The sequence below is a fragment of the Nonomuraea sp. MG754425 genome (assembly GCF_021699195.1).
Taxonomy (GTDB): domain Bacteria; phylum Actinomycetota; class Actinomycetes; order Streptosporangiales; family Streptosporangiaceae; genus Nonomuraea.
This window is the reverse complement of the sequence record NZ_SSXE01000017.1, coordinates 59,893-79,799: the sequence shown is the minus strand read 5'-3', so window position 1 is coordinate 79,799 and position 19,907 is coordinate 59,893. Positions and strand designations below refer to the sequence as shown.

The window sequence follows — 19,907 nt, the reverse complement described above, 5'->3', positions numbered from 1 at the left end:
CTTTCGGCCTGCCGGATGAGCAGGCGCCGCGCCTAGCCTGCCGGCACCAACGGGTGAAACGGAGTTCCATGCGCACCATCGGTCTTATCGGCGGGTTGAGCTGGGAATCGACGGTGATCTACTACCAGATCGTCAACCAGCGGGTACGCGAGCGACTCGGCGGCAGCCATTCCGCCGACAGCCTCATCTGGTCGGTCGACTACACGACCGTCGAGGACCTCATCTTCGCCGACCGCTGGGACGAGGTGAGCACGCTGCTGACCGGCGCGGGCCGGAAACTGGAGCAGCTCGGCGCCGGCCTCCTGCTGGTCTGCAGCAACACCTTCAGCCGGGTCAGCGACGACGTGGAGCGGGCCGTGAGCGTGCCCGTGCTGCACATCGCCGACGCCGTGGGCGCCGAGGTCCGCGCCCGGGGCATGCGCAAGGTGGGCCTGCTGGGCACGCGCTTCACCATGGAGCAGCCCTTCTACCGCGAGCGGCTGGCCGCCCACGGCTTCGACGTGATCGTGCCCCGGCGTGCGCAGCGTGAGCTGGTCCATCGCGTGATCTTCGACGAGCTGGTGCGCGGGGTGCTCCGGGAGTCGTCCAGGGACGCGTACGCCCGGATCATCGACGATCTCGCGGCCGACGGCGCGGAAGGCGTGATCCTCGGCTGCACGGAGATCGAGCTGCTGGTCAGCGAGAAGGACAGCGCCGTCCCGGTGCTGGCGAGCGCCCGGCTGCACGCGGAGGCGGCGGCCGGGTTCGCGCTCTCCGGCTGACCCGGGGCGTGCTCATCCGGCGCCGTACAGCTCCTGGTGCCACAGGTCGGCGCAGACCCGTTCGATGCCGGCCGTCAGGTGGCGGCGGTAGGTGGTGAACGGGAGGCCGAGTCGTTCCGCGGCCAGTTCCTGGGTGGGCGCGCCGCGCAGGAACGTGACGGACAGCGCCCGGTGCGGCTTGGCCGCGCGCGGGTCCTCGCCCAGGTCGTCGATCGCCCGGCGGAGCAGGTCACCGAGTGCCGTGGCCGGATTGTGCCGCCCGGCGACCAGCCTGGTGCGCGCCAGCGGGGAGGCGGCCAGCGCGTCCGGGCGCGGCAACTGGCGCAGCGCCTTGCGTACCGCCTCGGTGAACTCCGCCTGGGAGAGCACGGCCAGGTTCGCCGTCGCGGCAGCCGGGCCCGTGGCGGGCGGCCGGTTCAGCCGCTCCAGCCACGTCCGCGCCGGCACCGCGCGCCAGTCGTGCGCGAACAGGCCGTACTCCCCGGGTCGTGGCGGCTCGGCGATGTCGCGCATCCCGAACCGCCGCAAACGCCCGGCCCACGCCCGGTCCGGCTGCCGTACCTCGATGGACGACCAGGCCAGCCGCTCGGACCGCAGGCAGTCACCGATCATCCGCCGCCCGATCATCCCCATCACCGGCGAGTCCCCGCGATACGCGGGCAGCGCCCAGTGCCGGCCGACCGCCAGATGCTCACCGGCGCGCAACGGCGCGGTGGCCCGCGCGTGCGCCCAGGCCCTGGCCACGACGGGGTCGGCCGTCAGCTCGTCCTCGTCGAGTTCCGCCAGCCGCAACCACGCGGAGCAGGCCACGGGCTCGCCGGTCTCGGTCCGCCGATACACCCGGAACGCCTCCGGCCGGCGTCGCGCCCAGAAGGCGGCGCGGGCCGCGTCCTCGGCCGCCACCCGGAGCAGCGTCCCGAGATCCTCCTGCCGCAGCGGCTCCTCCTCGAACTCGTCGGGGACGTCGGCCGGCGGCTCGTCGCCGCGATGCAGGTGAAGCAGGGCCGCGACCGCGCCGGGCACGTCCGCCTCGCTCGCCGTACGCACCCGGTCCGCCAGGTACGCGTGCACGCGGTCGTGCATCGCCGCGTACCCCTCCGGATCCCGCCAGCGCAGGTCCGCCTCCAGCGCCTTCCGCACCACGGGCTGCGGGAACAGCCCGAGACCGCTCGACTCGACGAACGGCAACCGCCGCAACCAGCGGAACAACGTCCCGGCGTCCTCCGGCAGGGTCGCCCGCAGCAGGCTCTCCGTCGTCGTGTACGCATGCGCGCAGATCTCCAGAGCCCGCCGATGCGCCGCCGAGGGCGGCTCGCCCACCAGCTCGTCCAGCAGTGTGGCCACCACGTCCTGGTGCGGCGTCCACCGCCGTCCGGCCTTCGCCGCGGTGGCCGCCCCGAGCAGCAGCGCCAGCGGGTGGCCGCCGGCGAAGGCCAGCAGCGGCTCGCGCGACTCGGCCGGCACCCCGGCGCGGTCCAGCAGGGCCCGCGCGTCGGCGGCCCGCAGGTCGCGCAGCGGCAGCACCTGCAGCGCCCCCGCCCATCCCGGGTCCGCCCGCCGGCGCAGGTCCGGCGGGTGCCGTCCCGCGATCACCGCCAGCACCCCCACGGGCAGGCGCGACAGGCCCTCCCAGCCTTGGATGTGCTCGACGTCGTCGATCAGCAGCACCGCACCGGCGTCGTGGAGCGCCGGTTCGGGCCCGCGCCCGTCCAGCATCGACACCGGCCGTCCCGTCGCGGCGGCCTCGTGCGCGAACCGGCGGAGCAGGGCCGACTTCCCGATGCCGCCGGGGCCGTGCACGTACAGCACGCTGCAGCCGCCCCCGTACAACGCGGCGGTGAAGATCGCGAGTTCTTCCGCCCGTCCCACGAACGCCGTCTCGCGCGCCGCTCGCAGTCGCCGTCCCAGCGAGCCGGGCCGGTCGTCAAGCACCTGGGCCCACGCCGGGATGGGGGCGTCGCCGGGGCGGGGTGCCGCCGCTCTCCGGGCGGTACTCGAAGTGCCACCACTCGTTGTCGTAGAGGCGGAACAGGTCGTGGCGGGCGCCGTGCTCCTCCAGCCAGCGCGCCCCTTCGTGCGGACGTACGTCCAGCGCGATGCCCTTGACGTGGTTGGACTCCGCCGGCGGCAGCACGAGCATGCGCGCCGAGGCGGGGGAGCCGGAGCGGCGCACCTCCTCGTCGAACATCCGCTGCTGGACGAGGGGATCGCGATACCCCGAGGTGAGGCCGATGAGCTGGCCGTGCCGCCAGAGCGCCTCGGTGCGCGCCGCGGTGAACGCCGCCAGCGCGCCGCCGGTCAGCCCGGTGAGGTCCTCGGCGGGGAAGCGCATCCGTAACGCCCACCGGCAGGCCAGTTCGCGGGCGCGGCCGGGCCGGCGGGCGAACGCCGCGGGCAGCAGGAGCACCGCCAGCAGCAGCGTGACCACGGCATACAGCCGATCCCGGAGCCGAGGTGGAAGGGTGCGTGGTTCGTCCATGCCGAATACGATTGGCAAGGAATGTGCGCGCGTCGTCCGCCGCATGTCATGGTTTCTCGACGGCCACCACCAGCGGCCCGACCGTGACACAACCATGACATGGCGCGGACGCGGCAGGGACACGGCCGCCCGACAGTGGATGGGGTTGACCGGCGAACGAGTGACGGAGCATGCGGTGAAAGTCGGCGTGGCACGGGTGTTGCTGATCGAGGACGACCCGGCCGTACGGGAGGGACTCGAACTGGCCCTGACCCGGCACGGGCACCGGGTGCGCGCGGCGGAGTCCGGCGAACAGGGGCTGGACCGGCTGCGCGCGGACCCTCCCGACGTCGTCGTGCTCGACCTGATGTTGCCCGGCATGGACGGCTTCGAGGTCTGCCGCCGCATCCGGGCCGCCGGCGAGGTGCCGATCATCATGCTGACCGCGCGCGGCGACGACATCGACGTGGTGGCCGGGCTGGAGGCGGGCGCCGACGACTACGTGGTCAAGCCGGTGCAGCCCAGGGTGCTGGAGGCGCGCATCCGCGCGGTGCTGCGCCGGATCGGCCGCGACCAGGCGGAGCTGGAACGGCACGGGGACCTGAGCATCGATCGCGCCGGGCTGGTGGTCGCCCACCGCGGCGTGCCGGTCAGCCTCGCCCCGACCGAGCTGCGCCTGCTGCTCGAACTGTCCGGCACACCGGGCCGGGTGCACAGCCGCCAGCAACTGCTGGAGTCGGTGTGGGAGCACGGGTACTTCGGCGACTCGCGTCTCGTGGACGCGTGCGTGCAACGCCTGCGCGCCAAGATCGAGGACGACTCGGCGGCGCCCGTCTACGTACAGACAGTGCGTGGCTTCGGGTACCGGTTCGGGCCGGTGTGAGCCGCCGGTGACACCTTGGCCGAGCCCGGGGCTGCGCGCCCGGCTGCTGTTCGCGTTCGCGCTGCTGAGCGTGGTCACCACGGTGGCGGTGACCGGCGGGATCTACGTCTTGGCCCGCACCGAGATCCTGCAACGGGCCCAGGACGCCGCGGTGCAGACGATGACGAGCCGCCTGCAGGCGCTCTTCCCGTTGCGGAGTGCGACGCCGGGCCCGGACGAGCTCCAGCAGATCGCCGGCACGGTGGCGGACGGGAACGGCTCCGCGCTCGCCCTCTACCACGAGGCGCACTCGCTGACCGGCCCGCCGCCGGGCGGCCGGCGACCGCGCGAAGGCCCGCCGACCCTGACTCCCGAGGTGATTCCAGCGGGGCTGCGCGGGGTGGTGGCCAGCGGCGAAGTCGGGTGGCAGCGGGTGATCTGGCACGGCGCCCCCTTCCTGATCATCGGCGCGCCGTTGGTGATCGTCGAGCAGGACCGGACGACGCGGATTTCCGGCATCGAGGTCTACGCCGCCCGCAGCCTGCTCGCCGAGCAGCGCGGCATCGACCAGCTCGCCACCCGCGCGCTGCTCACCGGCGGGGTGGCCCTGGCTTTCGCGGTCGTCCTCGCGTCGGTGGCCACCCGCGGCGTGCTGCGCCCGGTGCGCGAACTCGGCCGGGCGGCCCGCCTGCTGGGCGAGGGCGAGCTGCGGACCAGGATCGCGGTCCGCGGCTCCGACGAGCTGGCCGACGTGGCGCGTACCTTCAACAACACCGCCGCGGAGCTGGAACGGCACGTCAAGCAGCTACGCGAGATGGAGGCCGACGCCCGCCGGTTCGTGGCCGACGTGTCCCACGAGCTGCGCACCCCGCTGGCCGCGCTCACCGCGGTCGCCGACGTCCTCGACGAGGAGGCCGCCGGGCTGCCCGAACCCGCCGGCCGGGCCGCCAGGCTGGTCAGCCAGGAGACGCTCAACCTCACCGGGCTGGTGAACGACCTCATCGAGATCAGCCGGTTCGACTCCGGCGTCGCGGCCCTCGCGCTGAACGACGTCGACATGGCCGAGCTGGTCCGCGCGACCCTGCGCAGCCGGGGCTGGCCGGACGCGGTGCGCACCGAGCTGCCACCCGGGGTGACGGCCCGGCTGGACCCGCGCCGGGTGGACGTCATCCTCGCGAACCTGGTCGGCAACGCCCTGCGGCACGGCGAACCACCGGTGTCGGTGCGGCTGCACGCCGACCCGCACCGGATCATCCTCGAGGTCCGCGACCACGGACCGGGCCTGGACGAAGCGGTGCTGCCGCACGTGTTCGACCGCTTCTACAAGGCCAGCGCGTCCAGGGCCAGATCCGAGGGCAGCGGCCTCGGCCTGGCCATCGCACGGGAGAACGCGCTCCTGCACCACGGCGACCTCACCGTCACCAACGCCCCGGACGGCGGCGCCGTCTTCACGCTGCGTCTGCCACGCCGGGCGCCCGACCCGGACGGAGGCCCCGAATGAACATCCGTCGCGTGCTCGCCGCGGGCCTCGTCTCGCTCGCCGCCGTGACGGGCTGCGGGGTGCGGCCCAGCGACGCCATCCCCGCCGGCGACCCGCCGAGCGGACCCGTCGCACCGACCACGACGATCACCCTCTACCTGGTCAGGGACGGCCGGCTCAGCGCGGTGACGCGGCCTGGCGGTGGCCGGATCCTGCTCCAGGCGAACACCCTCGGGCTGCTGGCGGCCGGGCCCACCGCGCGGGAACGGGCGAGCGGGTTCACCACCGACGTCCCGCCCGAGGCCAGCCCGTTCGCGGTGACCCTCCTGTCGGGCGGCCACCGGTCGGTGACCCCGTCCACGCCCGCCGGCACGCTGTCCGCACTGGCCGTCGGGCAGATCGTCTGCACGGCCGCCGCCACGACGCCCGAAGGCCCTGACAGGATCACCGTCGTCGGCGCCGAGCGGCACCCCGACCTCCGCGACTGCCCGGAGTGACGCCGGCTCAGGAAGTATTCGCCCCGCTGCGGCGCTGGCGGGCGGCCTCGTACAAGGTCACGGTGGCCGCGCTGGCGGCGTTCAGGGAACTGGCCGAGCCGGCCATCGGGATGCGCGCCATGATGTCGCACGCCTGCCGCCATCCCGCGCTCAGCCCGCTGGTCTCGTTGCCGACCACCAGCAGGGTGGGGCCGGTCAGGTCCAGTTCGGCGACGTCGCGGGTGCCGTTCTCGTCGGTGCCCACCACCTGGAGCGGCAGACCCCGTTCACGCACCTGCGCCACCCAGGCGAGCACCTCCCGGTGGGAGGGGGACCGCACCACCGGCAGCGCCAGCAGCGACCCGGTGGAGGCGCGCACCGAGCGAGGGTCGTAGGGGTCGGTGGCGTGCCCGGTGACGATCAGGCCGGTGCCGCCGAACGCGTCCAGCGAACGGGCCATCGTGCCGATGTTGCCGGGGTTGTTCGGCCGGTCGAACACCGTGCCCAGGAAGGACGGCCCCACCTGGATCCGGGACAGCTCGTCGTCCGGCAGTTCGGCGACCACCACCAGCTCGGGAACGTCCTCGTCCTTGCCGCCCAGCTCGCGCAGCAGGTCGGGGGCCATGGCCACCCGCTCGCCGCCGGCCGCCTCGATCATCTCCGTGGCCCAGCCGGACAGCGTCCGCTCGGCGTCGTAGAGCACCGCGTGCACCGGCCAGCCGAACTCGATCGCCAGGCTGATCGGGCGTACCCCCTGGATCAGGAACTCCTTGGCGCGCTGCCGCTTGGTCCGGTTGCCCAGGAGCGCCTGCCACTGCTGGAAGCGCGCGTTCGCCCGCGTGATGCGCACCTGCGCCGACACCGAATGCCCCCGATCAACCACGCCCTCCAGGATAGGATCACTTTCATCCCGTCACGACCAGCGGACACCGCCGCATCACGGTTCTGCCGACCCGACCGACATCACGGATGCGGGCGTCTACCATCCATGGTGAGAAAGTCCGGTTCTGGGCGCGCGCCGAGGTGATGTTCGGTTGGCGGACAAGGGCAAGTCGTATTTCGGGCTGAACGGCGATCAGTGGCAGATCGTCGGCGCGGTGGCCGGGCTGGTGGGAGCGCTTGCCGCGATAGTCGCGATCTGGCAGGGCAGCGCCCCCGCCACTCCCACCACTCCCGCGGCTCCAAGTCAGTCGATACCGTCGTCCGCGCCGGCCGAGCCCGCGCCGTCGTCGGCCACGAGCCCGGCGGACACGCCGCCCCCGTCGCCCGCGCCCGACGCCACCAGGACGGGGACCGCGCGGCTGACATTCGCCCAGGACGGCTTCGACATCGACACGATCAGCGTGGGGGCCGACGACAACACCCCCGACCTCGCGCTGGAGAACGGCGTGTTCTATGTGGCGCTCAACCCCTTGAACGACGCTCGGCTGGCGAGAGCGGACGACGAACCGCGCACTCCTGCCGCCTGCGCCGATGCCTGGCAGGTGGTGAGCGACGTCAGGCTGGCAGGCGCCGGCCGGACGAAGGGCTTCGGCGTCGGCTCGCAACTGTGCCTCACGACGAGCAGCGGGAACGTCGCCTCGCTCCGCGTGGCGAAGGTCCATGACTCGACCGACGAGGACGACTGGTGGGTCGAACTGGACGTCATCGTCTGGGGGGTGAAGTAGCGCCCGCCACGGCAGGGTCTACTGCTGCCCGACGCGGGTGGACCCGCTCCCGCCGGCCATGTCGAGCAGGAGCGTCGCGGCCCGCTCCGCCCCGTCGGTGCGGACCGTCCCGGCCACGGCGGCCGCGCGGGCGCCGGTCTCGGGGGCCAGGGCGACCTTGAGCGCGGCCGACAGGGACTCGGCGGTCGGCGTCGGACCGTCGTGGACGGCGCCGATGCCCAGCCCGCTCACCCGGCCCGCCCAGTACGGCTGGTCCGCGACCTGCGGCACGATCACCTGCGGCGCCCCGGCACGGGCCGCCGTCGTCGTGGTGCCCGCGCCGCCGTGGTGCACGACCGCGGCCACCCGGGGGAACAGCGCCTGCTGGTTGACCTCGCCGACGGCGAAGCAGTCGTCCCGGTCGTCGATCAGGGCCAGGTCGGCCCAGCCCGTCCCGAGCAGGACCCGGCGGCCCTGCGCCCGGACCGCTTCGACGACGGCCCGCGAGATCTCCCGCGCGCTCGCGCCCCGCATCGGCATGCTGCCGAAGCCCACGTAGACGGGCTGCGCGCCGGCGGCCAGGAACGCCTCCAGCCCGGCCGGGAGCGGGCGTCCGTCCGGCCGGATCCACGCGCCGGTCTGCGTCACGTCGAGCTCCGGCGTCGGCTGCCACGGGCCCACGACCGGGTCGGCCGCCAGGAGCGGGTGGCCGGTGAAGACGTGGTCGCGGACGCCGCGCACCGGCGGCAGGCCGACCGAGGCCCGGTGGACGTTGACCGTGTCGCCGAACAGGGTTTCCAGGTGCGCGGAGTGCCGGTCCCACAGCTCCCGGTTGCCGGTCACCTCCGGGGGGATCACCTGGCCCGGCCAGCGGAGCGGCGGGTGCTGCGACGACGGCAGGTAACACGGGGAGAGGGACGTGAACACGTACGGCACGCCCAGCTTCTCGGCGGCCGTCCGCGTACCGGCCAGGGCCGGGAACGAGCCGGTGGCCACCACCGCGGCGCAGCCCGCGGCCACCCCGGCGACCGCCTCGTAGGCCATGGCGGTCAGCTCGGCGGCGATGCCGGACAGGCCCGCCTTCTCCTTGCCGGGGACGGCCCCCGTCGCCAGCGCGCGGATCGGCCAGGCGAGGGGCGTCAGCGGCACGCCGACCTCGTCCAGCAGGTCGGCGAAGTCCGGCGGCGCGCACACGCGTACTTCGGCGCCGAGTGCGCGCAGCCGCACGGCCAGGCCCGTCATCGGCTCGACGTCCCCGCGCGATCCATAGGTCACCAGCACAAACCGCATTCCGCAGCCCCCGCGTTCCGAGCGTTCCGATGTCGAAGGGTGATTGTGCGGGACGACCGGGGCCTTGTGGCAAGCCCCCCTACGCGCTATAGCTTGGAAGTGACGGGGAACGGCTCATGGCGTTCACTTGCGGAGCCACCGGCTTCGCGTCGAAGATCGTCCGATGGACAAGTTGCCCGAAGCCGACGCCTTGCTCGTGGTCCGTACCGACTTCTCCGACCAGCAACGATGGCAGGCCGTACGCGCCTCGCTCGGCGACACCGACGAGGACGGCTGGATCGAGGAGTTCTCGGACCAGGTGGAGGTCGTCGAGGATCCCGCCTACCGGGGCCTCACCTCGGAACAGCTCCTGGCCCTGCTCCCCGACCGCTACGCGGACGCCATCCTCGTCATCGCCGACCAGGTCACCATGGCGTCGCCGGAGACGCCGTTCCTGGTCATCGAGCTGGAACTCACCTGGGAGCTGCGCGTCATCCCCTCCGAGCTCCCCGCGATCCACGCCAACCTGTCCATCGGCAACATGGACTTCGGCGAGTTCGCCGAGAACACCGATGCGGACGGCGTCTTCCGCGGCTTCCGCGGCTGATCTGACCTGACCTGACCTGATCGGCACCGGGTGCCGCGGACCGGCGAGGGCGGCGGTTCAGGAGGCGCGGGAGTCGTACGTCTCGCGGTTGGTGAGCACGTCGTCCATGTGCGTCTCGGCCCAGGTCTTGATGCCGCGCATCATGTGATGGAGGGAGAGGCCGAGGTCGGTCAGCTCGTAGGAGACCGTGACGGGCACGGTCGGCGTCACGGTGCGCGTGACGAGACCGTCGCGTTCCAGGGAGCGCAGCGTCTGCGTGAGCATCTTCTGGCTGACGCCGGCCAGCAGGCGGGACAGCTCCGAGTACCGCATCGCCCGCGGTTCGCCCCGGCAGCCCGCGTCGAGCTGGGGCGGGCCGCCGTTGCCGAGCGCGGCCAGGATCAGCGTGACCCATTTGCTGGAGATGCGGTCGAGCAGCTTGCGGCTGGGACAGGCCGCCACGAAAGCGTCGTACTCCACCTTGGCCTGTGCCCTCTGCTGGGCCGCCGTCGTCGTCGCCATCGACCGCTCCTCTCACCCGCGGGTGCCCTACGCACTTCGAAGTGCCCGCTTCCTGTCAGGAAGTTACCTGCCCATACTGAAGCAAGTCACCGTTGAACACCAACCAGCTCAACACGTAAAGGCAGAGGTATGAGCACGTTCCCCACTTCGCTTCCCGGCGGCTCCTGGACCCTGGGCGACCTGACCGTCACCCGGTTCGGCTACGGCGCCATGCAGCTCGCCGGCCCCGGGGTACTGGGTCCGCCGGCCGACCGCGACGGCGCGCTCGCCGTCCTGCGCGAGGTCGTCAGCCTCGGCATCACCCATGTCGACACCAGCGACGCCTACGGACCGCGCGTGACGAACGAGCTGATCCGTGCGGCGCTGCACCCGTACCCGGGGTCGCTGCGCATCGTGACCAAGGTCGGCGCGACCCGTGACCGGCAGGGCGGCTGGCCCCCGGCCCGGCGGCCGGAAGACGTGCGCCGCGCCGTTCACGAGAACCTCGAAGCCCTCGGCCTCGACGTGCTCGACCTGGTCAACCTCCGGCTCGGCGACGCCCTGGGGCCCCGGCCCGGCTCGCTCGCCGAACCGTTCGAGACCCTCGTCGGACTCCAGCGGCAGGGGCTGATCCGGCACCTCGGGGTGAGCAACGCGACGGCGGAACAGGTCGCCGAGGCCCGCGCGATCGCGCCGATCGTGTGCGTGCAGAACAGGTACAACCTCGCCCACCGGCAGGACGATGCCCTGATCGACGAACTCGCCGACCAGGGCATCGCCTACGTGCCCTTCTTCCCGCTCGGCGGCTTCAGCCCGCTCCAGTCCTCGGCGCTCTCGGCGGTGGCCGCCCGGCTGGACACGACGCCGATGTCGGTCGCCCTGGCCTGGTTGCTGCGCCGGTCGCCGAACATCCTGCTGATTCCGGGCACCTCGTCGGTGGCGCATCTGCGCGAGAACGTCGCCGGCGCGGCACTCCCGCTCTCCGGCGAGGATCTCACCGAGCTGGACAAGATCGGCTGAGAGGGGGAACGGGGTTCCGGGGCAGGGCGCGGCCGTCGTGCAGGAAACGGGCCCTGCCGTGGCCGTCGTCGCCGACGAAACTCCGCGTGCGGTGGATGCCCTGGTGCGGCTGCGCGGTGATCAGGGTGTCGCCGTGGTGCGGCAGGAGCTGGAAGCGCTGCGGCGGGGCGGAACCGGTGGACGCCTGCTCGGCCCAGATCGCGCCGTCGTCGTCCTGGCTGATCGTGACGTTCGTGCTGGAGTTGCCGTAACTGCCCAGGTAGCGGGTCGCGTCGATGACGCCGGGGCGCGGGACGGGCAGCGCGGGCAACTCGATGCCGGCGAGTTCGTCCAGCACGTGGCCGAGGAGTTCGTGGTGCAGGGCGACGCCGTGGCCGCCGTTGGTGAGCAGCGCGACCGCGAGGTCCCGTTCAGGGAGGAGCCGCAGGAACGCCGACTGGCCGATGGTGTCGCCGTTGTGGCCGTAGACGGTGTGCCCGCCGAAGTGGAAGATCTCCCAGCCGAGTCCCCACGCGTCGCCGTGCCCGGTGACCAGGGGTCCGCGCACCTGCTCGGTCCGCATCGCGCGGACGGTCTCGGCGTCGAGCACGCCGCCGCCGTCGGGGAGCCGGCCGCGGGCGAAGGCGAGCAGGTCGCCGACGCTCATCGCCAGCGCGGAGCCCGCGGGCGCGAGGGAGCGGGGCAGCGCCCAGACCCCGGCCGGCCAGGGGGAGCCGCCAGGCCCTGACAGGAAGTGGCCGACCGCGGCCCGGTGCAGGATGGCCTCCTCCGCGTCGGTGGCGGTGTGCGTGAGTCCCAGTGGCCGGATGAGGTGTTCGCGCAGGCACTCGATGTACGGCCGGCCACGGAGGGTTTCGACGATCCGGCCGATCACGCAGTATCCGGCGTTGTTGTAGGAGAGCAGTTCGCCCGGTTCGAAGAGCTGGGGGGCGTCGCCGAGCAGGTCCACGTACCTGGCGATGGCGTCGTCGCCGCGGCCGGTGTCGGTGAACCGGTCGCCCTCGAACCCGGCGGTGTGGCAGAGCAGGTGGCGGGTGGTGATCAGCGCGGCGGACTCGTCGGCCGGCCGGAAGTCCGGCAGGTAGGCGCGGACGGGCCGGTCGAGGTCGAGGCGGCCGTCCTCGACCAGTTGCAGGGCCAGGGTGGCCGTCCAGACCTTGGAGATGGAGCCGATCTGGAAGAGCGAATCGGTGGTGACCGGGACGCCGGTACGGGTGTTGAGCACGCCGGCGGCGCGTTCCAGGTGTTCCCCGTCCGCGTGGACCCCGATGACCGCCCCGGGTACGTGGTGCTCGGCGATCAGCCCGGGGAGGCGTTCGTCGAGCCAGTTCGCCACGGTGGCGAGTTTCGTCATTGTCGTCCTTTTTCTACGGAGTCATGAGGGGGGCGGAGCCGAACGCCGCCTCGACGATCTGGGCGCAGGTCAGGTACCAGTTCCAGTCGCCGTTGAGCTGCACGGAGACGGTCAGCCCGCCGTCCGGCGTGCCCAGCGTCACGCTGACGGTGCCGCCCTCCACCCCGGCCACGACGTGGAGCAGGCGGCCGTCGGCCAGCGTCCACTGGGACACCCCGGTGCCGTACCGGGTGTGGGGGAGCCAGTCCGTGGTGGGGACGGTGTCCCACATCGCGCGATGTTGCGCGGGCGGCAGGAGGGAGCCGGTGATCAGCGCGTGCGTGAACCGGAGCAGGTCGGCGGTCGTCGAGACGACGCCGCCGGCGGCCCACATGAAGAAGGTCCGGTCCGTGACGTCGATCGGGTCGGAGTCGGGGCCCAGCAGCAGTGACGCGTAGTTGTCGGGCGTGAGGTCGTCCGGGTCGACGCCGTCCCTGAGGACCATCCTCGAATACGCCCTGGTGTGCGGCCCCCGGAAGTGCCGTTCGGCGAAGGTCCGGGCGTAGGTGCCGCGCAGCCCGAGCGGCCGGATGACCGTCCGCTCGACCTCGTCCTCGTAGCCGCGGCCGGTCGTCTTCTCGATGATCGCTCCGGCGATGTGGTAGCCGCCGTTGGAGTAGGCGAAGCCCGCACCCGGCCGGTACGCCGGCGGAATGGCCGTCTGGAGCCGCAACAACTCGTCCACGGTCCAGACGTCGTAGCGGTGCTCGGCGAAGCCCGCCCGGGTGTGGTACTTGCGGACGATCTCGGCGCTCAGCCCGGTGATGCCCAGGCCGCCGGTGTGGGTGAGCAACTGCCTGATGGTGATCTCGCCGCCGTCGTTGCCGTTGCCGCTGACCACGCCGGGCAGCCAGGTGTCCACCGTGTCGTCGAGGCTCAGCCTGCCTTCGGCCTCCAGGGTCAGCAGTACGGCGGCGGTGAACGCCTTGCCGCTGCTGCCGGCGTGGAACTGCTCCCCGGGCGCGCGGCGGCGGCCGGTCCCGCGGTCGGCCACCCCGGCCGAGCCGAACCAGCCGCCGTCCTCGTCCTGGATCTCGGCGACGACGCCCGGCGCGCTCTGTTCGGCCACCGCCCGCTCCAGCGCCTCCTGCACCCGTTCGCGCCTGGCACTCGCGGAAATGGTCATGATGCACTCCTGCTATGTGAGAACCGCCCGGACCCGGCGGTCGCCCGCGACCCGGGCCGGGATCGGTTCCCCACGATGGGAGGCGGTGCTGACAAACGGGTGACAGCACGGTGATGGACCGACCGCGCCTGCCGTCAGCGGGTCAGCCGGTCGATGACGTCCTGCCGGGGCATCCGCGCGCCGCGTCGATAGGCCGCGTCGTATTCGGCGGGGCCGAGTCGTTCGGTCAGGGACGCGGCGAGTTCGCCGAGTTCGGGGTCGCCGTCGTCGAAGACGCCGCGGATCGCCCGGCTCATGCCGAGCGCGGTGGCGGCCGGTGCCGCCTCGCCTTCGAGGTGGAGCAGCCTCGCCAGTTGCTGGGCGTCGACGGCCAGGTCACGCAGCGCGGCCGGGACGCGGACGACGTCCGGCAGGAGGGCACGGGCCTGCTTCGCGTCTCCGGCCGTCAGCAGGTTCGCCAGCCGGGCGGCCACCGCGAAGCCGCGGATCGCGACGCCGGGCGGAAGGGGGCTCTCGGCGGCGGCCCGCTCCATCCGCTCAAGCTCCTGACCGGCCCGGTCCACGTCGCCGCAGCGGCGGTACAGCTCCATCCGGGCGGCCATGACCTCCAGCCGCTGCGGCTGCCCGCCCCGCTCGCGGGCCGACCGTTCGGCGCTCTCGATGTCCTGCCGGGCGCCGGCCAGGTCTCCCGCCCGCATGCGCTCCGCGGCGAGCCCGAGCCGGTGGGTGATCCCGTGCTGGGAGGTCAGCGCGACGCTCCGCTCGTAGGCGGCGATCGCTCCGTCGTGGTCGCCGCGAACCGAGCGCGTCCGCGCCACCAGCGTCAGGACGAGCGCCGTGGACAGCCGGTCACCGGTCTCCTCGAAGCGGTGCAACGCCCGCTCCACCGCCGTGGCGGCGGCGGCCCACTCACCGCGGTGCTGACCGATGATCGCCTCCACGAGGAAGGTACAGGCGGCGGCCCAGGGGTCGGGGCGGCTGCGGGCCCGTTCCGTCTCGCGTTCGGCCAGGGCGTCGAGGCCGGTGCCGTACGCCATGAAGAGCGTCGCCGTCAGCAGCGTGGGGTGGCGCTCCAGTGCGCCGGTGCGCGCGCACTCCTCGATCAGGGCCCTGACCCGGTCGAGCGTGACGGACGGCGCGTCGGCCCCCGTCGCGTGCAGGAGGCCGAGGGCGGCGCGGGCGTCGGGGGCCAGCTCCGCGCCGAGTTCCAGCACCCTGGCCACGAACGCCGCGCTCCGGGGTTCGTAGCGGACCATCGTCCAGTACCAGTGCAGCGCGGCGAGGATGCGGGCGGCGGTCGTGGCGTCGTGGTCGTCGATGGCGGTACGCAGGGCGTGGACGAGGTTGTCGTACTCGTCGCCGAACAGCCGCAGCGCCTCCTCCTGCCCGTGGGAGCGCAGCAGCCGCTCGTGTGCCTCGGCCAGGCCGGCGAAGTGCCGCGCGAACCGGTCCCGCGTCGTCGAACGTTCGCCGGCGAGGTCGAGCTTCGTGGCGGCGTAGGCCCGGATGGTCTCCAGCATGCGGTAGCCGCCCGCGGCCCGCTCGACGATGGACTTGTCGACCAGGGAGTCGAGCACGTGGCCGACGTCTCCGGGCGGGAGCGTCCGGCCGGAGCAGACCGCCTCGACGGCGTCGGCCCCCGTGGTGGCGGGGAAGGCCGAGATGCGGCGGGCGAGGGTCTTCTCCTGCTCGTCGAGCAGCTCCCAGCTCCAGTCGATGACGGCGTGCAGGGTTTGCTGGCGGGGCTGGGCGGTCCGGTTGCCCGAGGTCAGCAGGCGGAATCGGTCGTCCAGCCGCCGGGCGAGCCGGTCGGCGTCCATGGTGCGGAGCCGGGCGGCGGCCAGCTCCAGGGCGAGGGGGAGCCCGTCGAGGCGGCGCACGATGTCGGTGACGGGCCCGTCGTCGAGCGTGATGCCCGGTCGTACGGCGGTCGCCCGGTCGGTGAAGAGCCGCACGGCGGCCGGCTGGGGGAGGGGGCCGAGCCGGCAGATCGCCTCGCCGATGATGTCGAGCGGTTCCCTGCTGGTGGCCAGGATCGTCAGGGACGGCTGCCGTTCCAGCAACCGGCCGGTGAACTCGGCCGCCGCCGCCACGAGGTGCTCGCAGTTGTCCAGCACGAGGAGCGCCTCGCCGCCGCCGAGCAGGTCGGCCACCCGGTCCACCGGCTCCGCCGGCCCGCCGCCGACCGGCCGCACGCCCGGAGCGCTCAGCACGCCGAGCACGGTCTCGGCCACGGCGTCGGCCCCCGCCAGGGAGACGAGCCAGACGCGGCCCCGGCCATGGGCGCGGTGACGGGACGCGGCTTCCAGCGCGAGCCTGGTCTTACCGGCGCCGCCGGGGCCGACGACGGTGACCAGGCGGGAGGTGTCCAGCAGTGCGCCGAGCAGCGCGAGTTCGTCGTCGCGGCCGACGAAGCCGGTGAGCGGGGCGGGTAGCCGGCCGGGTGGCGGCTCCGCGCGTACGGGTGGCACCGTCCGCTCACCGCGCAGGACGGCCAGCCGGGCGGCCCGCAACTCCGGCGAGGGGTCGATGCCGAGCTGGTCGGCGAGGGTGTCGCGGACCTCGTCGAACACCTTCAGCGCGTCGGACTGGCGGCCGGCGGCGTGCAGGGCCCGCATGCGCAGGGCGGCCAGCCGTTCGCGCAGCGGGTGCTCGGCGGACGCCGCCTCCAGGTCGGCGAGCATGGCGTCCTGCCGGCCCAGCCGCAGGCCGGCCTCGAACCGGTCCTCCGCCGCCGTGAGGCGCAGTTCCGCCAGCCGGGCGGCGGCGGGAGCGGCGAAGGGGGCCTTGGGCACGTCCGCCAGCGCCGGTCCTCGCCACAGGCCGAGCGCCTCGCCGAGACACTCGGCGGCCGGGCCGGGACGTCCGGCGGCCAGTTCCCGTCGGCCACGGGCGGCGAGGGCCTCGAACCGGGCGGCGTCCACGTCCACGTCCTGGGCCGGCAGCCGGTAGCCGGTGGCCACGGACTCGACCGCCGCGCTGCCCAGGACCTTGCGCAGCCGGTACACCAGGGCGTGCAGCGCCTTGCCGGCCTCCGACGGCGGGTGTTCCCCCCACAGAGCGTCGATCAGCGACTCCGCCTGGACGACCTGGCCCGCCGAGAGGGCCAGCCGGGCGAGCAGCCCCCGGAGCCGGGCGCCGCCGACGTCGATCGGGGTGCCGTCGTCGGCGTGCACCCGGATCGGCCCGAGCACCGACACCCGCACGGCCGCCCCCTTCCCGAAGTCCGTAACAGCCTAAGAGGTTCTGGGGGTCGGCAGGTCGCAGCTACTCCGTATTGCTAGATACCAGTAGTCGGTGTTACTTTATACCGGTAGTCAGCGACACCGACTAGCTACGTCCCTGAAGGAGAAATGCCGACATGACCACCGGAACGAACGAGCCGAAGGGCCGCGCCCTGCAGTACCTGGAGGTGATCACGGGATCGCTCGACGACAAGCGGCGCTACCGGCAGTACAAGGCACGCGTCAAGCGGCTCCCCGAGAACTACCGCACGGCGGTCGAGGCGCTGGAGCGGTACCTGATGCACTTCGGGCCGGCGGACGGCGCCGGCGCGATGTCGATGTTCGAGGACCTCGCCGACCTGTTCGAGCAGGCCGTGGCGGACGGCACCCCGATCCGCGACATCTTCGGGCAGGACCCCGTGGAGTTCGTCGAGGCGTTCATGGCCAACTACCCCGCCGGGCAGTACCGCGCCCGGGAGCGCAACCGCTTCACCACCGCCATCGCGCGCGCCGCCGGCGAGGACACCGGAAAGGACGGGACGCTCCGATGACGACCCAGGCCATCCAGGTGCGCGGGCTGGAGAAGTCGTACAAGGAACTGCGGGTGCTGCGCGGCGTGGACTTCGAGGTGGCGCGGGGCAGCATCTTCGCCCTGCTCGGCTCGAACGGCGCGGGCAAGACCACGGCGGTGAAGATCCTGTCCACGCTGCTCAGGGCCGATGCGGGCACCGCCCGCGTGAACGGCTTCGACGTGGCCACCCAGGCCGCGAAGGTGCGGGAGTCCATCAGCCTCACCGGGCAGTTCGCGGCCGTGGACGAGATCCTCACCGGGCGGGAGAACCTCGTCCTGGTCGCCCGTCTGCGGCATCTCAAGGAGCCGGGCGGGATCGCCGACGACCTGCTGAGGCGCTTCTCCCTGACCGACGCGGGCGCGCGGAAGGTCTCGACGTACTCGGGCGGCATGCGCCGCCGCCTCGACATCGCGATGAGCCTCATCGGCGATCCGCCGGTCGTCTTCCTGGACGAGCCGACCACCGGCCTCGACCCCCAGGCGCGCATCGAGGTGTGGCAGGCCGTCAGGGAACTCGCCGACAACGGCACGACGGTGCTGCTCACCACGCAGTACCTGGACGAGGCCGAACAGCTCGCCGACCGCATCGCGATCCTCCACGAGGGCCGGATCATCGTCAACGGCACCCTCGCCGAGCTCAGGAAACTGCTCCCGCCCGCCAAGGTCGAGTACGTCGAGAAGCAGCCGACCCTGGAGGACGTCTTCCTCACCCTCGTCGGCGGCAAGGGCGGCGACGCCGGCGAACCCCGCGTCCCGGCATCCACCTAAGGAACCACGTTGAACAGACACTTCTTCGGCGACACCGCCGTCCTGCTCGGACGGTCCCTGCGCCACATCACCCGCAGCGCGGACACCATCATCACGACCGCGGTCATGCCGATCGCCATGCTGCTGCTGTTCGTGTACGTGTTCGGCGGCGCGATCGACACCGGCTCGGTGCCGTACGTGAACTACCTGCTGCCCGGCATCCTGCTCATCACCGTCGCCTCGGGCATCGCCTACACCGCGTTCCGGCTGTTCACGGACATGCAGAGCGGCATCTTCGAACGGTTCCAGTCGATGCCGACCGCGCGCTCGTCCGTGTTGTGGGCACACGTGCTCACCTCGCTGGTCGCCAACGTGATCTCGCTCGTGGTCGTCGTGCTCGTCGCCCTCCTCATGGGCTTCCGCTCGTCGGCGGGGGTGCCGGCGTGGCTGGCGGTCGCCGGCATCCTCATCCTGTTCACCCTGGCGCTGACGTGGATCGCCGTCATCCCCGGCCTCACCGCGAAGAGCGTGGACGGCGCGAGCGCCTTCTCCTACCCGCTCATCTTCCTGCCCTTCCTCAGCTCGGCCTTCGTCCCCACCGACACCATGCCCGGCCCGCTGCGCCTGTTCGCCGAGCACCAGCCGGTGACCTCCATCGTCAACGCCATCCGTGCCCTGTTCACCGGGCAGCCGGTCGGCGCCGACATCTGGGCCGCCCTCGCCTGGTGCGCCGGCATCCTCGTCGTCGCCTACTTCTTCGCCATGAACACCTACCGCCGCAAGATCTCCTAGCCCGCAACGCTGAGGCCGCCCGACGACCCGCAAGGAATGACCATGACTGATTCCCCCCACACCCTCGCGACGATGCCGGCGTCGCGCCGGCCCGGCTGTCCCTTCGATCCGCCCGCTGCGCCGGATGCGGCTGCTGACCGAACGCGTCGAGCAGATCACCGCCGAACACCTGGACGCCATGGAGGCCGCCGGCCCGGCCGCCGACCTGGTGACCGAGTTCGCCAAGCCCATCCCCGCCATCGTGATCTGCGAACTGCTCGGCGTCCCGTACGCGGACCGCGGACGTTTCCAGGAGCACATCGACAAGTTCCTCGGGGGTGAGGTCGGCGACGAGGAGCTGATCGCGTCCTACACCGCGGTCCAGCAGTACCTGGCGGAGCTGGTCGCCGCCAAGCGCGCCCACCCCACCGACGACGTGCTCAGCGACCTCACCGACGGCGACCTGACCGACGAGGAGCTGAAGGGGATGGCCCTGATCCTGCTGTCGGCCGGGTTCGACACCACCGCCAACATGCTCGCCCTCGGCACCTTCGCGCTGCTGCGCAACCCGGCGCAACTGGCCGCGCTGCGCGCCGACCCCGCACTCGCCGACCAGGCCGTCGAGGAGTTGCTGCGTTACCTGAGCGTCGCCAAGCAGTTCCACCGGGTCGCGCTGGAGGACGTCGAACTCGGCGGCCACACCATCACGGCCGGCACGACGCTCGTCCTCTCCCTCAACACCGCCAACCGCGACCCGGACCGCTTTCCCGACCCCCACACCCTCGACCTCGGCCGCAAGGACGGCGGGCACCTGGCCTTCAGCCACGGCGTCCACCAGTGCCTGGGCCAGCAACTCGCCCGCGTCGAGCTGCGCGTCGCCCTCCCCGCGCTGGTCAACCGGTTCCCGACGCTGCGCCTGGCCGTACCGGCCGACGAGGTCGCCCTGCGGCCCGAGACCGCCGACATCTACGGCGTCAAGAGCCTGCCGGTCACCTGGGACGCACTCGCGTAGGAAC

The 19,907-nt window shown here is 72.8% G+C and carries 18 protein-coding genes and 1 pseudogene; 11 read left to right on the top strand and 8 right to left on the bottom strand.

All coding sequences use genetic code 11. The features are described from left to right. Positions 1–68 precede the first annotated feature (68 nt). Complete coding sequence (locus tag FAF44_RS08485; RefSeq protein ID WP_237102481.1) at positions 69–761, top strand: aspartate/glutamate racemase family protein; 693 nt, start codon at positions 69–71, stop codon at positions 759–761. A 12-nt stretch (positions 762–773) separates the two neighbouring features. Here FAF44_RS08485 and FAF44_RS08480 read toward each other — a convergent pair whose 3' ends face one another. Next, entirely contained in the window at positions 774–2,693 is a 1,920-nt protein-coding gene (locus FAF44_RS08480) for a hypothetical protein (protein ID WP_237102480.1), read from the bottom strand. Further along, positions 2,686–3,240, bottom strand: coding sequence for a D,D-peptidase/D,D-carboxypeptidase VanY-N (gene vanY-N / locus FAF44_RS08475; protein ID WP_237102479.1), 555 nt, complete (start codon positions 3,238–3,240; stop codon positions 2,686–2,688). The genes FAF44_RS08480 and vanY-N overlap by 8 nt, the downstream gene beginning before the upstream one ends. A 187-nt stretch (positions 3,241–3,427) precedes the next feature. Between vanY-N and FAF44_RS08470 the strand changes: the two genes are divergently transcribed. From FAF44_RS08470 to FAF44_RS08460, 3 genes are read left to right on the top strand one after another with little or no spacing between them, the layout of a single operon-like run. Next, positions 3,428–4,102, top strand: a complete 675-nt coding sequence (locus FAF44_RS08470; RefSeq protein ID WP_237102603.1) for a response regulator transcription factor — start codon at positions 3,428–3,430, stop codon at positions 4,100–4,102. 7 nt (positions 4,103–4,109) lie between these two features. After that, positions 4,110–5,582, top strand: a complete 1,473-nt coding sequence (locus tag FAF44_RS08465; RefSeq protein WP_237102478.1) for a HAMP domain-containing sensor histidine kinase — start codon at positions 4,110–4,112, stop codon at positions 5,580–5,582. After that, positions 5,579–6,058: a hypothetical protein gene (locus FAF44_RS08460; protein ID WP_237102477.1), complete on the top strand. Its 480-nt coding sequence runs from the start codon at positions 5,579–5,581 to the stop codon at positions 6,056–6,058. The genes FAF44_RS08465 and FAF44_RS08460 overlap by 4 nt, the downstream gene beginning before the upstream one ends. 7 nt (positions 6,059–6,065) lie before the next feature. On the opposite strand, the gene FAF44_RS08455 is transcribed toward FAF44_RS08460, so the two are convergent. Beyond that, a complete protein-coding gene (locus tag FAF44_RS08455; RefSeq protein WP_237102476.1) occupies positions 6,066–6,920 on the bottom strand; it encodes a TrmH family RNA methyltransferase in 855 nt (284 codons plus the stop codon). A gap of 151 nt (positions 6,921–7,071) precedes the next feature. Here FAF44_RS08455 and FAF44_RS08450 point away from each other — a divergent pair, with 151 nt between their 5' ends. Then, the gene (locus FAF44_RS08450) at positions 7,072–7,704 is read left to right on the top strand and encodes a hypothetical protein (protein WP_237102611.1); all 633 of its coding nucleotides are present in this window, start codon (positions 7,072–7,074) and stop codon (positions 7,702–7,704) included. Between the two features lie 18 nt (positions 7,705–7,722). On the opposite strand, the gene FAF44_RS08445 is transcribed toward FAF44_RS08450, so the two are convergent. Continuing rightward, positions 7,723–8,958 (bottom strand): glycosyltransferase, encoded by a 1,236-nt coding sequence (locus FAF44_RS08445; protein WP_237102475.1) that lies wholly within the window; start codon positions 8,956–8,958, stop codon positions 7,723–7,725. Positions 8,959–9,136: 178 nt separating this feature from the next. Between FAF44_RS08445 and FAF44_RS08440 the strand changes: the two genes are divergently transcribed. Continuing rightward, positions 9,137–9,559 (top strand): hypothetical protein, encoded by a 423-nt coding sequence (locus FAF44_RS08440; RefSeq protein WP_237102474.1) that lies wholly within the window; start codon positions 9,137–9,139, stop codon positions 9,557–9,559. A gap of 57 nt (positions 9,560–9,616) precedes the next feature. On the opposite strand, the gene FAF44_RS08435 is transcribed toward FAF44_RS08440, so the two are convergent. Next, complete coding sequence (locus tag FAF44_RS08435; RefSeq protein WP_237102473.1) at positions 9,617–10,060, bottom strand: helix-turn-helix domain-containing protein; 444 nt, start codon at positions 10,058–10,060, stop codon at positions 9,617–9,619. Positions 10,061–10,189: 129 nt separating this feature from the next. Here FAF44_RS08435 and FAF44_RS08430 point away from each other — a divergent pair, with 129 nt between their 5' ends. Then, complete coding sequence (locus FAF44_RS08430; RefSeq protein WP_237102472.1) at positions 10,190–11,059, top strand: aldo/keto reductase family oxidoreductase; 870 nt, start codon at positions 10,190–10,192, stop codon at positions 11,057–11,059. Here the strand turns inward: FAF44_RS08430 and FAF44_RS08425 are convergent. The 3 genes from FAF44_RS08425 to FAF44_RS08415 form a co-directional block, all read right to left on the bottom strand. Next, positions 11,034–12,413: a serine hydrolase gene (locus FAF44_RS08425; protein ID WP_237102471.1), complete on the bottom strand. Its 1,380-nt coding sequence runs from the start codon at positions 12,411–12,413 to the stop codon at positions 11,034–11,036. The two genes, FAF44_RS08430 and FAF44_RS08425, sit on opposite strands and share 26 nt — an antisense overlap. 13 nt (positions 12,414–12,426) lie before the next feature. Further along, the gene (locus tag FAF44_RS08420; RefSeq protein WP_237102470.1) at positions 12,427–13,578 is read right to left on the bottom strand and encodes a serine hydrolase; all 1,152 of its coding nucleotides are present in this window, start codon (positions 13,576–13,578) and stop codon (positions 12,427–12,429) included. Positions 13,579–13,712: 134 nt separating this feature from the next. Next, positions 13,713–16,784 (bottom strand): BTAD domain-containing putative transcriptional regulator, encoded by a 3,072-nt coding sequence (locus FAF44_RS08415; protein WP_237102469.1) that lies wholly within the window; start codon positions 16,782–16,784, stop codon positions 13,713–13,715. 155 nt (positions 16,785–16,939) lie between these two features. Here FAF44_RS08415 and FAF44_RS08410 point away from each other — a divergent pair, with 155 nt between their 5' ends. The 4 genes and pseudogenes from FAF44_RS08410 (at position 16,940) to FAF44_RS08395 (ending at position 19,903) form a co-directional block, all read left to right on the top strand. Next, complete coding sequence (locus FAF44_RS08410; protein WP_237102468.1) at positions 16,940–17,353, top strand: DUF1048 domain-containing protein; 414 nt, start codon at positions 16,940–16,942, stop codon at positions 17,351–17,353. Next, entirely contained in the window at positions 17,350–18,141 is a 792-nt protein-coding gene (locus tag FAF44_RS08405; protein WP_237102467.1) for an ABC transporter ATP-binding protein, read from the top strand. Before FAF44_RS08410 ends, FAF44_RS08405 begins: the two co-directional genes overlap by 4 nt. A gap of 9 nt (positions 18,142–18,150) precedes the next feature. After that, complete coding sequence (locus FAF44_RS08400) at positions 18,151–18,912, top strand: ABC transporter permease (protein WP_237102466.1); 762 nt, start codon at positions 18,151–18,153, stop codon at positions 18,910–18,912. A 42-nt stretch (positions 18,913–18,954) separates the two neighbouring features. Then, a pseudogene (locus FAF44_RS08395) lies at positions 18,955–19,903 on the top strand (cytochrome P450). Positions 19,904–19,907: the final 4 nt, after the last annotated feature.